The organism is Flavobacterium sp. B167r (assembly GCF_056824315.1).
This window is the reverse complement of the sequence record NZ_CP124859.1, coordinates 1,390,033-1,403,223: the sequence shown is the minus strand read 5'-3', so window position 1 is coordinate 1,403,223 and position 13,191 is coordinate 1,390,033. Positions and strand designations below refer to the sequence as shown.

Below are 13,191 nucleotides of genomic sequence, written 5' to 3'. Positions count from 1 at the left end.
AATTAACATGTGTTTAAATTTTAACTGTTAATTTTTTAGTTCAATTTAAAATTAATCTGCATTTTCTCTAATTCCTGCAATAATTCAGTCGATATTTTGACCTTTACACGACGGCTTGGCATAGTCAGTTTGGTAACTACTTTGATTTCTTCAACCTCATTTACCTCTTGTCTTTTTGTATCCTCAAGTGCGGCATCTTCATTTTCATCTTCGCCTTCAAAAACAGCATCTTCAGAATCAAAATCTGTTGGTGTTTCTACCTCAACCAGTTTTTTTATTTTTTCTAATTCCATGATTTCAAAAGTCACAGAATTCTCTCCTTTATTTTCATTAAATAAATGACTCAGTTTATGAATAAATTCAGGATGAAGATCTTTAATATTCAGTAAGACGATTAACTTTTTAGCGAAAGCTTCTAGAATATCCTGCAATTGACGAATCTCTACAAACTGCATTCTAGGATCTGTTTTTTTTCCTGTATCGTGGTTTACCCATCCGTCTTTGATCATTATTTTCAAAAAGGCAAAATTGTTCTGAATTAAGAAATGGCGGAATTTTAAATACTCTTCACCAAAAATCTTAAACTCATAACTTTCATCATAACCTTCTAAGTTGAATGCCGCCCAACCTTTTCCATTTTTGGCAACACGATGCTGAACATTATTGATAATTCCAGCAAAGTGCAAGTTCTTTCCAACATATTCATTCATACTCTTTAATGCTTCCAATCGGGCATTACAGAAATATTTCATCTCAAATCTAAAATCATCAAGGGGATGTCCAGAAATATAAATTCCAACAACTTCTTTTTCTTTAGCCAGTTTTTCCATTGTACTCCAGTCTTCGCATGGCGGTACAACAGGTTCAGCAATTTGCACTTCGCTCGTTTCTCCGAACAAACTCACCTGAGATGAGTTTTCATTTTCCTGAAATTTCGACCCGTAACGCATTGCTTTTTCGTAGAACGTAATACCGTCGCCATCATCATGGAAATATTGCGCTCTGGTTGTTCCCTCAAAAGAATCGAAACCGCCCGCCAATGCTAAATTCTCAATCGCTTTTTTGTTGGCTGCACGCAAATCAATTCGCTTTGCCAAATCAAAAATCGATTTATATCTTCCGTCTTTTCTATTTTCAACGATTGTTTCTACAGCTCCCGAACCTACTCCTTTAATCGCTCCCATTCCGAAACGAACAGCATAATCATCGTTTACCGTAAATTTATAGTACGACTCGTTTACATCTGGTCCTAAAACTTGCAATCCCATACGTTTACATTCTTCCATGAAGAACGAAACTTGTTTGATATCGTTCATGTTGTTCGAAAGTACGGCAGCCATATATTCTGCAGGATAATGTGCTTTCAAATACGCCGTTTGGTACGCAATCCACGCATAACAAGTAGAGTGCGATTTGTTGAATGCGTAACTCGCAAAGGCTTCCCAGTCTTTCCAGATTTTCTCTAGAACTTTGGCATCGTGACCTTTCGCCGATGCTTGTTCAACGAATTTCGGCTTCATTTTATCTAGTACGTCTTTCTGTTTCTTACCCATCGCTTTACGCAAAACGTCGGCCTCACCCTTTGTAAATCCTGCCAAAGACTGAGACAAAAGCATTACCTGCTCTTGGTAAACTGTAATTCCGTACGTTTCTGATAAATATTCCGCACAAGCATCTAAATCGTATTTAATTTCCTCATCACCATTTTTTCTTCGAACGAAAGACGGAATATACTCCAAAGGTCCCGGACGATACAAGGCGTTCATGGCAATTAAATCTCCGAAAACTGTTGGTTTCAGATCTTTCATATATTTCTGCATCCCAGGGGATTCGTATTGGAAGATTCCAACGGTTTCACCTCTTTGGAAAAGCGCATAAGTTTCTTCATCATCAATCGGGAAAGTATCGGGATCGAGATCAATATTTGTTCTGTATTTTACTAGTTTTACGGTATCTTTTATCAGCGTAAGAGTCTTCAGACCCAAGAAGTCCATTTTCAGCAATCCAGCACTTTCGGCAACTGAGTTATCGAACTGTGTTACATATAAATCCGAATCTTTTGCGGTTGTAACAGGAACGTAATTGGTAATATCCGAAGGCGTAATGATTACCCCGCAGGCGTGAATTCCCGTATTACGCATCGATCCTTCAAGGATTTTTGCCTGCTGAATGGTTTCTCCTGCCAAATCATCTTCATTGGCAATCGCGATTAATTCTTTTACATTATCAAATTCGTCAGAACGAAGGGCTTTTTTCACCTCATCTTCGCTCTCCGAAATAAAACGCGCCAAATTCCATTTTGACGGCATCATTCCCGGAATCAATTTTGCAATTCTATCGGCTTCAAATAATGGTAAATCCAGTACACGCGCCGTATCACGAATTGCCGATTTGGTTGCCATTTTACCATAAGTGATAATCTGAGCCACCTGTTTTTGACCGTATTTGTTGATTACGTATTCCATTACACGTCCACGACCCTCGTCATCAAAATCGATATCAATATCAGGCATCGATACACGGTCAGGATTTAGGAAACGCTCAAAAAGCAAATCGTATTTAATCGGGTCAATATTGGTAATTCCGAGGCAATATGCAACGGCTGAACCCGCTGCAGAACCACGACCCGGTCCTACCGAAACGTCCATTTTTCTAGCTTCGGCGATAAAATCCTGTACAATCAAGAAATAACCTGGATAACCCGAATTCGAAATCGTTAATAATTCAAAATCCAGACGTTCCTGAATCGATTCGGTAATTTCGCCATATCTTCTTTTTGCTCCTTCCATTGTAAGATGGCGCAAATAAGCATTTTCACCGCGAACCCCATTGTCTTTTTCGTCTTCTGGATCTACAAATTCTTCTGGAATATCAAACTTTGGAAGCAATACATCACGATAAAGCGAATATCCTTCAACTTTATCAATAATTTCCTGAATGTTGATAATCGCTTCTGGCAAATCGGCAAAAAGCTTTTTCATCTCATCTTGCGACTTGAAATAGTATTCCTGATTTGGGAGTCCGTAACGATAACCACGACCACGACCAATTGGCGTTGCCTGTTTTTCTCCGTCTTTTACACACAACAAAATATCGTGCGCATTGGCATCTTCTTTATTTAAATAATAAGTATTGTTAGTCGCAATTAATTTGACATTATGTTTTTGAGCAAACTCAATCAGGGTTTTGTTGACACGATTTTCATCTTCTTGATTGTGTCGCATTACTTCCAGATAGAAATCTTCGCCAAATTGTTCTTTCCACCAAATTAAAGCTTCTTCGGCTTGGTTTTCACCAATATTCAAGATTTTACTCGGAATTTCTCCGTATAAATTCCCAGACAAAACCATGATATCGCCTTTGTATTGCTCAACGATCTTTCTGTCAATTCTCGGAACATAATAAAATCCGTCAGTATAGGCAATCGAAGCCATTTTCGCCAAGTTGTGATATCCTGCTTTATTTTTAGCCATCAAAACAACTTGGTAACCGTTGTCTTTTTTGCTTTTATCTAAGTGGTTCTCGCAGATATTAAATTCACAACCTACAATAGGTTTCACTTCTGTTTCTGTTGGTTCTTCCCCTGCTTCAACCAATGTCTTATTTTTTCCAGAAGCCGCTTTGTTGTGATTCATAACAGCACTCACAAAATGGAAAGCTCCCATCATGTTTCCAGTATCTGTCATTGCCACCGCTGGCATTCCGTTTTTAGCTGCAGCTGCGACAATATTTCCAATTCCAATTGTCGATTGAAGAACTGAAAACTGTGTATGATTGTGCAAATGCGCAAATTTTGCCGCTTTAAAATCAGCCTTATCAGATTCTGAAACTACAGTTGGTATTTCATCAACTTGTAATGCCTTGATCTGCTCTCTAATCTTATCAGAAGCCGCTTTTAAATTGATATGTTTTAAACCAATTAAAGGAAATTCCTGTGGATTTCTTTCCTGAAATTCTTTGAAATATTCTTTCGGAACATCAAGCTCTTCTTTGGTAAAAACCTCTCTTCTAACCAATTCCAAGAAACAACGCGTAGTTGCCTCAACGTCGGCAGTTGCGTTGTGCGCTTCCGCGAAAGGTTTATCGAAAAGATAACTGTGTAATTCTGTTAAGGTTGGAAGTTTGAATTTTCCTCCACGACCTCCAGGAAGTTGTAATAAAGATGCTGTAACTTCGGTACAAGTATCCAAAACTGGCATCGAACTCATTTGAGATTCTACTCCCATTCTATGGAATTCGGCGCCCATAATATTAACGTCGAAACCTAAATTCTGACCAACGATAAATTTGGTTTTGCTTAAAGCAATGTTGAATTTCTCTAAAACTTCGGCCAAAGAAATTCCATCGGCTTCAGCCAATTCAGTCGAAATTCCGTGAATACGTTCAGCATCGTACGGAATGTTAAATCCTTCTGGTTTTACCAAATAATCCTGATGTTCGATAAGCTGTCCCATTTCGTCATGAAGCTGCCAAGCAATCTGTATACAGCGAGGCCAGTTATCAGAATCTGTAATTGGGGCGTCCCAGCGTTTTGGTAATCCGGTTGTTTCGGTATCGAATATTAAATACATAGAGTTGTAAAAATCAAAATTTTAAGTCCTAAATTCCAAAGTATTCATATTGCAAAACACTGACAACATGAAACATAACAAAATGCGAAATGAAAAATGGAAGGAAGTCAAATTTACGCTTTTTTTATAAAAACAAAATGGATAATTTCTTAAAAAGACATTCTTATTTATTCGTCAGATTTTCTCTTAAATTTCATGAAAATTGATAAAAATACAACTCTTGGATGTCGTAGTATTTTGCTGTTTTATTGATTCTAAATAACACTTAAAATAGGGATTTAAAACCTCGGAAAAAGCAAAAAAACATCCATTTATAAAAGAAATCAAAACTGACAATTATTACTATTTTTATTTAATTTGTTACATATTTCCAAACAAAACATTGTGTTTTACAGCTATTTCGAGATAAATTTGCAAACTATCAAAACAAAAAATAACAAAGTAAAACCAAAAGTAAAAAAGAAAATCAAAATCAATTTCTAAATCATTTTTCTTTCAAATTTGAAGTTACAAAAGCCTATTGGCAATTTGTAATTTAGTTTGGGTATCGTATATAATGAAATATCGAAATTGACGCTTTTGTATCTTTTTTTACTTTTGTTTTGCTATTATAATGAACAGGGAATTGCTGTGGTTATAGAAATTACAATTAAAAAAAAATAAAAATGAGTAAGACATTATTTGACAAAGTATGGGATTCACATGTTGTGCGTAAAATTGAAGATGGGCCAGATGTGTTTTTTATTGACCGTCATTTCATTCATGAAGTTACGAGTCCTGTTGCTTTTTTAGGATTAAAATCAAGAGGTGTTAACGTTTTATACCCAGAACGTACTTTTGCAACTGCTGACCACAACACACCAACCATAAACCAACACCTTCCTGTTGAAGATGCTTTATCTGCAAACCAGTTAAAAGCTCTTGAAGACAATGCGAATGAATACGGAATTTCGCACTGGGGATTAGGTCACCAAAAAAATGGAATTGTACACGTAGTTGGTCCTGAAAACGGAATTACTTTGCCTGGTGCTACTATTGTATGTGGAGATTCACATACTTCTACTCACGGTGCTTTTGGAGCTATTGCTTTCGGTATCGGAACATCTGAGGTTGAGATGGTGCTTTCTACTCAATGTATTATGCAGCCAAAACCAAAGAAAATGCGTATCAATGTAAACGGACAACTTAGTAAAGGTGTTGGTCCAAAAGACGTTGCACTTTACATTATTGCTCAATTAACTACTTCTGGAGGAACAGGTTATTTTGCTGAATATGCTGGTGATGTTTTCGAAAACATGACTATGGAAGGTCGTATGACAGTTTGTAACTTAAGTATCGAAATGGGTGCTCGTGGAGGAATGATTGCTCCTGACCAAACTACTTTCGATTTCTTAGAAGGAAGATTATATGCTCCAAAAGGAGAAGCTTGGACTAAAGCTGTTGAATATTGGAAAACGCTAAAAACGGATGCTGATGCTGTTTTTGATGCTGAATTAAACATCAAAGCAGAAGATATCGAACCAATGATTACTTACGGTACTAACCCTGGAATGGGAATTGGTATTACAAAACATATCCCGAATGCAAAAGAAGTTGAAGGTGGCGAGGAAACTTACAAAAAATCTTTAGCTTACATGGGCTTCAATGAAGATGATGTAATGATCGGAAAACAAATCGATTACGTTTTCTTAGGAAGTTGCACAAACGGACGTATTGAAGATTTTAGAGCTTTCGCTGAAATTGTAAAAGGAAGAAAAAAAGCAGATAATGTTACAGCTTGGTTAGTTCCTGGATCTCACGTTGTTGAAGCTCAAATTAAAGAAGAAGGAATTTTAGATATTCTGACAGAAGCTGGTTTCGTATTGCGTCAGCCTGGATGTTCTGCTTGTTTAGCAATGAACGATGATAAAGTTCCTGCTGGAAAATATGCAGTAAGTACTTCAAACAGAAACTTTGAAGGTCGTCAAGGTCCTGGTTCAAGAACTTTATTAGCAAGTCCGATTATGGCTGCTGCAGCTGCTGTTACAGGAAAATTAACAGATCCAAGAGAGCTTTTTTAATTTAATTATCGGGCGAAACATTCATGAAAAAAATAGTATTGGCGTTTACAATTTTAGCTTTTTACTCTTGCAATCAATCTTTAGAAGATAAAATTGCTGGAAAATGGAATTTTGAAAGTGTAGATTCAGAAATACTAGATCTTTCAGAAATGCGATACAAAAATTCTAATGTAAATCTTACCAATTTATTGGGTAGCAGTTTATTTGAAACAAATTATCTGTTTTTAGAAAAACAAAAAAGTTATAAAGGTGTTTTGGGAGCGTACAATGGAATTTACACGGATGGAAATTGGTCATTTAATGAAAAAGATTCTATCGTTTCATTTACCGAAAATAGGATTACAAAACCATTTCTAAAAATTAAATCTGTAAGTGATAAAGAGCTACGTTTTAATCTGGTCAGTAAACATCCAAACATTCTTCAAATTATGGATTTTGTCTATACAAAAGAGAATGAAGAATTAAGCAATTCTAAATTCGACTATACTCAAAAGCAATTTAATTTATGGAGAAAAGCTCCCGAAGAACCTGAAGATTTAAATCAAATCTCAAAACGAGTAAAGCAATGTCTTGAATATGCGGTTACTTATTTGAAATATAATTTAGAACAAAAGAAAAGCAGTGTTTCATTAAAAGAAATAAGTTTTCTGCCATTTAATTTTTACGACAACGGCGTCGAATTAAAAAATCCTGATGAATTACAAAAATGGGATAATCTCTTTTTTAGTAATGTAGACGCTCTAAATGGACGTGAAATTATCAGACAAATTATTAGAACTGATTTCAGTTTATCAGAAGATAAAAGCGGATTAGAGCTAAACATCTACATATTAGAAGAGATAAAAAATAGAATAAAATAAAAAAAACATCATGGCATACGATAAATTTAATATACTTACTAGCAGCGGTGTACCGTTGCCAATTGAGAACGTAGATACAGATCAAATCATTCCGGCTCGTTTCTTGAAAGCTACAAAACGTGAAGGTTTTGGAGATAACCTTTTCAGAGACTGGAGATACAATGGAGACGATACTCCAAAAGCAGATTTCGTTTTAAACAACCCAACTTACAGCGGAAAAATCCTTGTAGGAGGAAAAAACTTCGGTTCTGGATCTTCTAGAGAGCACGCTGCGTGGGCAGTTTACGATTACGGATTCCGTGCTGTAGTTTCATCTTTCTTTGCTGATATTTTCAAAGGAAACTGTTTAAATATTGGTGTTTTACCAGTACAAATCAGCCCAGAATTTTTAGCTAACATTTTCAAAGCTATTGATGCTGATCCAAATACAGAATTAGAAATCAATCTTCCTAACCAGACCATAACTTTATTGTCAACTGGTGAGCAAGAGTCTTTTGCTATCAACGGCTACAAAAAGAACAATATGATTAATGGCTTTGATGATATTGATTACTTACAAGATATAAAAGAAGACATTAAGGCTTTCGCCGATAAACTTCCTTACTAAAAATCAGGTTCAGTCCTTTGAGACCCGACAGGTTTTTGAAACCTGTCGGGTCTTTATAAATGAAAACAACATAGAACGCGGAAAAAACTGATTTTATTTTTTTAAACTAAAATAGAAACCCACTTCAAATCCGCGTCTTCGCGATAGCGAATCCGTAAAATATGCGTCGAATTAAAAACTTTTTTTATGAAGCGCAACCAGTTAGAATAATAGATTATCAATATGAAAAAAAGAAAAATTGAAATAATGGATACGACACTTCGTGATGGTGAACAAACCTCAGGAGTTTCATTTTCTGCTGCAGAAAAACTGACCATTGCGCAATTATTGTTGGAGGAATTAAATATTGATAGAATCGAAATTGCTTCTGCCCGCGTAAGCGAAGGAGAGTTTCAAGCCGTAAAAGGCATTACTTCATGGGCTGAAGAAAAAGGATATACTGAAAGAATTGAAGTTCTGACGTTTGTTGATGGAGGCGTTTCAATCGACTGGATGAAAAAAGCTGGTGCCAAAGTACAGAATTTGTTGACTAAAGGTTCAATGAATCACTTAACGCATCAATTGAAAAAAACTCCTGAACAGCATTTTTCTGAAATCGCTCAAATTATTGCTTTAGCTAAAGAAAATGGCATTGAAACCAATGTTTATTTGGAAGACTGGAGCAACGGAATGCGAAATTCTCCTGAATATGTTTTTCAATTTTTGGAGTTTTTATCGACTCAGCCAATCAAAAGAATTTTACTTCCTGATACTTTAGGGGTTTTAATTCCGTCTTTGACTTTTGAATTTATTTCAGAAATTAAAGAAAAATATCCACAAATTCACTTTGATTTCCACGCACATAACGATTACGATTTAAGCGTTGCAAATGTTATGGAAGCCATAAAAGCGGGAATAAACGGACTTCACGTTACCGTAAACGGAATGGGAGAACGCGCTGGAAATGCGCCTCTTGAAAGCACGGTTGCAGTTATTAACGATTATTTGCCACAAGTAAATATCAATGTAAAAGAAACTTCATTGTATTCTGTAAGCAAATTGGTTGAGACGTTTACAGGTTACAGAATTCCTGCGAATAAGCCAATTGTAGGCGACAACGTTTTTACTCAAACTGCTGGAATTCACGCAGATGGAGACAACAAAAACAATCTTTATTTTAATGATCTTCTTCCGGAACGATTTGGAAGAAAAAGAAAATATGCTTTAGGAAAAACTTCTGGAAAAGCCAATATCGAAAAGAATCTTCAAGAATTAGGTTTAAAATTAAACAACGAAGATTTGAAATTGGTTACCCAAAGAATTATTGAATTGGGCGATAAGAAAGAAACCGTAACAAAAGAAGATCTTCCATACATTATTTCGGATGTTTTGGACAGCCATACTTACGAAGAAAAAATCACAATTGAATCTTATATGCTGGTTCACTCAAAAGGAATGCGCCCTTCGACTACTTTATCCTTAAATCTTAATGGAGAAATAATCGAAGAAAATGCACAAGGAGACGGTCAGTTTGATGCTTTTATGAATGCTTTATCAAAAATTTACAAAAGCAAAAAATTAACGCTTCCAAAACTGATTGATTATGCCGTGAGAATTCCGCCAGGAAGTAGTTCTGACGCGTTGTGCGAAACCATTATTACATGGGTAAACAACGGAAAAGAATTCAAAACCCGTGGATTAGATTCAGATCAAACCGTTGCAGCGATTATTGCAACGCAAAAAATGTTGAATGTTATAGCTTAATATAGTTGCAAAGGCTCAAAGACGCAAAGGTTCAAAGGTTTTTTAACCTACTTTTTAAAACCTTTGTTCCTTTGTCACTTTGTCACTTGAACCTTAAAATAATAAATACTTAAAAAATGAAATTAAACATAGCCCTTTTAGCCGGAGATGGAATTGGACCAGAAGTAATTGATCAGGCAGTAAAAGTATCAGATGCTGTTGCACAAAAATTTGGACATGAAATTACTTGGAAACCCGCTTTAACTGGTGCTGCTGCAATTGACGCAGTAGGCGAACCTTATCCAGATTCAACGCACGAAGTTTGTAAAAATGCTGATGCTGTTCTTTTCGGAGCGATTGGTCACCCTAAATACGATAACGATCCTTCTGCACCAGTTCGTCCTGAGCAAGGTTTGTTAAAAATGCGTAAAGCATTAGGTTTGTTTGCAAACGTTAGACCAACATTTACATTCCCATCTTTATTAGATAAATCTCCTTTAAAAAGAGAAAGAATCGAAGGAACTGACTTAGTTTTCTTAAGAGAATTAACTGGCGGAATCTACTTTGGTGAAAAAGGAAGAAAAGACGGTGGTGACACTGCTTTCGACAACTGTGTTTACACAAGAGTTGAAGTTCAACGTTTGGCTAAAAAAGGTTTCGAATTAGCAATGACACGTTCTAAAAAATTATGTTGCGTTGACAAAGCAAACGTTTTGGAAACTTCACGTTTATGGAGAGAAACGGTTCAGGCTATGGAAAAAGATTATCCAGAAGTTGAAGTTTCATACGAATTTGTTGATGCTGTTGCAATGCGTTTGGTTCAATGGCCAAACTCTTACGATGTTTTAATTACTGAAAATTTATTTGGAGACATCTTAACTGATGAAGCTTCAGTAATTTCTGGATCAATGGGATTAATGCCTTCTGCATCTATGGGAGCTGAAGTATCTTTATTCGAACCAATTCACGGTTCGTACCCACAAGCTACAGGATTAAACATTGCGAATCCAATGGCTACAGTTTTATCTGCTGCAATGATGTTCGAAAACTTCGGATTGATGGAAGAAGGAAAAGCAATGAGAGATGCTGTAAACAAAGCTTTAGAAGCTGGAGTTGTTACTGAGGATTTGGCTGATGGTGGCAAAGCATACGGCACTAAAGAAGTTGGTGACTGGTTAGCTGCGAACATATAATTTTTGTTTCAAGTTTAATTTGTTTCAAGTTTCAGGTTGGAAAAACTTGAAACCTGAAACAAAAACAACAAAAAAGGGATCACATAAGTAGACTGCACCCAAAAGTTTAGACGAATTTATAATTAAATTTGATAATAATGAGCTCGATATTGTATCGGGCTCATTCCTTTTAGATTAAGTTTTATTCTGTCATTATTGTAATATTCTATATATTCGATTATTTCCTGTTTTAATTGAGTAACGGAATTGAATTTTTTAAGGTAAAAAAGTTCTGATTTCAATATTCCGAAGAAGTTTTCAATTATTGCGTTGTCAAGACAATTACCTCTTCTAGACATACTTTGCTTAATTCCCTTTTGTTTTAATAAGTGCTGATATTGTTTCATTTGGTACTGCCATCCCTGATCTGAATGCAATATTAAATTAGTCTTATCGGGTATTCTTTCAAAAGATTTTTCAAGCATGGATGCAATTTGATTAAAAACTGGCCTTTCAGATAAATCATAACTGATAATTTCTCCATTAAATAAATCAATTATTGGAGAGAGATATAACTTTTTTCCGGATACATTAAATTCTGTGACATCTGTAGCCCATTTTTGATTAGGCTTTTCTGCCTTAAAATTACGCTTTAATATATTTGGAGCTATTTTCCCATGCTCTCCTTTATATGATTTATATTTTTTAACTCTTATTAAGCTTTTTAAGCCTAAAAGCTTCATTAATCTGAGTACAGTTTTATGATTAATTAAAACGCCTTTATTTTTTATTTCTAAAGTAATGCGCCTGTAGCCAAACCTGCCTTTATGCTGATGGTAAATCTGCTGAATGAGTAATTTTATATCTCTATATTTATCAATTATATGATATTTTTTTTCATAGTAATAATAACTGCTTCGTGCCATATTCATATGGCACAGCATGATGCCCAGGTCATAATCATGCCTTAATTCTATTATGGCTTGCGCTTTAAATTCTTGATTTCGTCGGCTTGAACTAAGGCATTGAACTTTTTTAAAAGAGCATTTTCACATCTTAATGATTCTATCTCAAGTAAAAGTTCTTCTTCTCTAGTGAGAGGTTTAGCGGATTTCTTTTTGGCTCTTTTGAAAGTCATAGGCTTAGGTCTTCCTTTAGGTTTATTCTGTAAGCCTAAAACTCCTAGTTTTTGATAATTCTTCTGCCATTGAATGATAACGGAACTACTGGGAATATTAAACTCAACACAAGCTTCTTCCAAAGATAGTGACTTATCTATAATTCCCTGCAATACATTTTGTTTGAAATCAACAGAATAGTGTTGATTCTTTCTAGGTAAAAGCCCTTCTTTACCAACCTTTTTGTAAAAACTAATCCATTTGCAGAGATTTGATATTCTTAAATTTTTCTCTTTTGCAACTGAATTAATTGAATAATTCTTTTTTAAAACTTCATTGACACAAAGAAGCTTAAATTCATAACTGTATTTGACTTTTCTTTCCATAAAAATGCCCCCAAATAGTATCTAACTTTTTGGGGGCAGTTCATAAGCTGATCCCTTTTTTTAATTAGAATTGACAAGATTAAAATTGTCTTGTGGTGTTACTGGAATTTTGTAAAATACGCCTTCCGAAAAATGCATTGTTTGTTCTTCGGCTCCAGAATCAGTATTAACTGCTGTGAATTTAAACGTTCCCGAAATAGTATTATCGACCATATTATATTCTGTAACGATGATTTCTCCAGTTCCTTTGCCAGTTCCTGTACTAAATTCTGCTTCTTGTCCTTTAGAAGTGTTTTTATAAATGGCTTTTGTGGCATCATCTAAACCTAAAACAAATGTTTTCTCTAATGCAGCAGGAAGCTGAAAACTTATTTGTTCATAACCTAAAACACCTTCAATAATAAAAGAACCATTTGATTCCGCTCCAGCTTGATAAACTTGAGCCCTCCAAAAAGTGTTGTCTTTTAAGGTCTGAAAAGCTGGATTATTAAATTTTATATCCTCTTCACAGGATACAAGCAGAAGTAAAAATGATAAAAAGTAAACGTATTTTTTCATATTTAAAATGAATTTGATGCAAAAGTATTGCATTTAAGAGCCAAATACATAAACTAAAAAGTCAAAAAAATGCTAAAATAACGGCTCAGATATATTTAATCTGTTTTAAAACGTGTTTTTCGTAAAAAAATTATATC

Annotated in this window: 8 protein-coding genes; 5 read left to right on the top strand and 3 right to left on the bottom strand. The window is 35.1% G+C overall.

The window, feature by feature from the left end:
• Positions 1 to 35: 35 nt before the first annotated feature.
• Positions 36 to 4,571, bottom strand: a complete 4,536-nt coding sequence (dnaE, locus tag QLQ96_RS06400; protein ID WP_482495628.1) for a DNA polymerase III subunit alpha — start codon at positions 4,569 to 4,571, stop codon at positions 36 to 38.
• A gap of 665 nt (positions 4,572 to 5,236) precedes the next feature.
• Between dnaE and leuC the strand changes: the two genes are divergently transcribed.
• From leuC to leuB, 5 genes are all read left to right on the top strand, one after another.
• Positions 5,237 to 6,631, top strand: a complete 1,395-nt coding sequence (gene leuC / locus QLQ96_RS06395; protein WP_482495626.1) for a 3-isopropylmalate dehydratase large subunit — start codon at positions 5,237 to 5,239, stop codon at positions 6,629 to 6,631.
• A 23-nt stretch (positions 6,632 to 6,654) separates the two neighbouring features.
• Positions 6,655 to 7,491, top strand: a complete 837-nt coding sequence (locus tag QLQ96_RS06390) for a hypothetical protein (RefSeq protein ID WP_482495624.1) — start codon at positions 6,655 to 6,657, stop codon at positions 7,489 to 7,491.
• A gap of 10 nt (positions 7,492 to 7,501) precedes the next feature.
• The gene (gene leuD, locus QLQ96_RS06385) at positions 7,502 to 8,098 is read left to right on the top strand and encodes a 3-isopropylmalate dehydratase small subunit (RefSeq protein ID WP_482495622.1); all 597 of its coding nucleotides are present in this window, start codon (positions 7,502 to 7,504) and stop codon (positions 8,096 to 8,098) included.
• Positions 8,099 to 8,320: 222 nt separating this feature from the next.
• Positions 8,321 to 9,841, top strand: a complete 1,521-nt coding sequence (locus QLQ96_RS06380; RefSeq protein WP_482495620.1) for an alpha-isopropylmalate synthase regulatory domain-containing protein — start codon at positions 8,321 to 8,323, stop codon at positions 9,839 to 9,841.
• A gap of 116 nt (positions 9,842 to 9,957) precedes the next feature.
• On the top strand, positions 9,958 to 11,013 hold the full coding sequence (gene leuB / locus QLQ96_RS06375) for a 3-isopropylmalate dehydrogenase (protein ID WP_482495618.1): 1,056 nt from the start codon (positions 9,958 to 9,960) through the stop codon (positions 11,011 to 11,013).
• A gap of 122 nt (positions 11,014 to 11,135) precedes the next feature.
• Here the strand turns inward: leuB and QLQ96_RS06370 are convergent.
• Positions 11,136 to 12,496 (bottom strand): IS3 family transposase gene (locus QLQ96_RS06370; RefSeq protein ID WP_482495616.1). Its coding sequence is split into 2 segments (ribosomal slippage): positions 11,136 to 12,034 and positions 12,034 to 12,496, totalling 1,362 coding nucleotides; the frame shifts between segments, so codons are not numbered across the junction.
• A gap of 60 nt (positions 12,497 to 12,556) precedes the next feature.
• Positions 12,557 to 13,054, bottom strand: coding sequence for a DUF6252 domain-containing protein (locus tag QLQ96_RS06365; RefSeq protein WP_482495614.1), 498 nt, complete (start codon positions 13,052 to 13,054; stop codon positions 12,557 to 12,559).
• Positions 13,055 to 13,191 lie beyond the last annotated feature (137 nt).

Bases quoted from the DNA above. Each gene is read 5' to 3' on its own strand.
- dnaE (WP_482495628.1), bottom strand. From the start codon at position 4,571: ATGTATTTAATATTCGATACCGAAACAACCGGATTACCAAAACGCTGG.
- leuC (WP_482495626.1), top strand. From the start codon at position 5,237: ATGAGTAAGACATTATTTGACAAAGTATGGGATTCACATGTTGTGCGT.
- QLQ96_RS06390 (WP_482495624.1), top strand. From the start codon at position 6,655: ATGAAAAAAATAGTATTGGCGTTTACAATTTTAGCTTTTTACTCTTGC.
- leuD (WP_482495622.1), top strand. From the start codon at position 7,502: ATGGCATACGATAAATTTAATATACTTACTAGCAGCGGTGTACCGTTG.
- QLQ96_RS06380 (WP_482495620.1), top strand. From the start codon at position 8,321: ATGAAAAAAAGAAAAATTGAAATAATGGATACGACACTTCGTGATGGT.
- leuB (WP_482495618.1), top strand. From the start codon at position 9,958: ATGAAATTAAACATAGCCCTTTTAGCCGGAGATGGAATTGGACCAGAA.
- QLQ96_RS06365 (WP_482495614.1), bottom strand. From the start codon at position 13,054: ATGAAAAAATACGTTTACTTTTTATCATTTTTACTTCTGCTTGTATCC.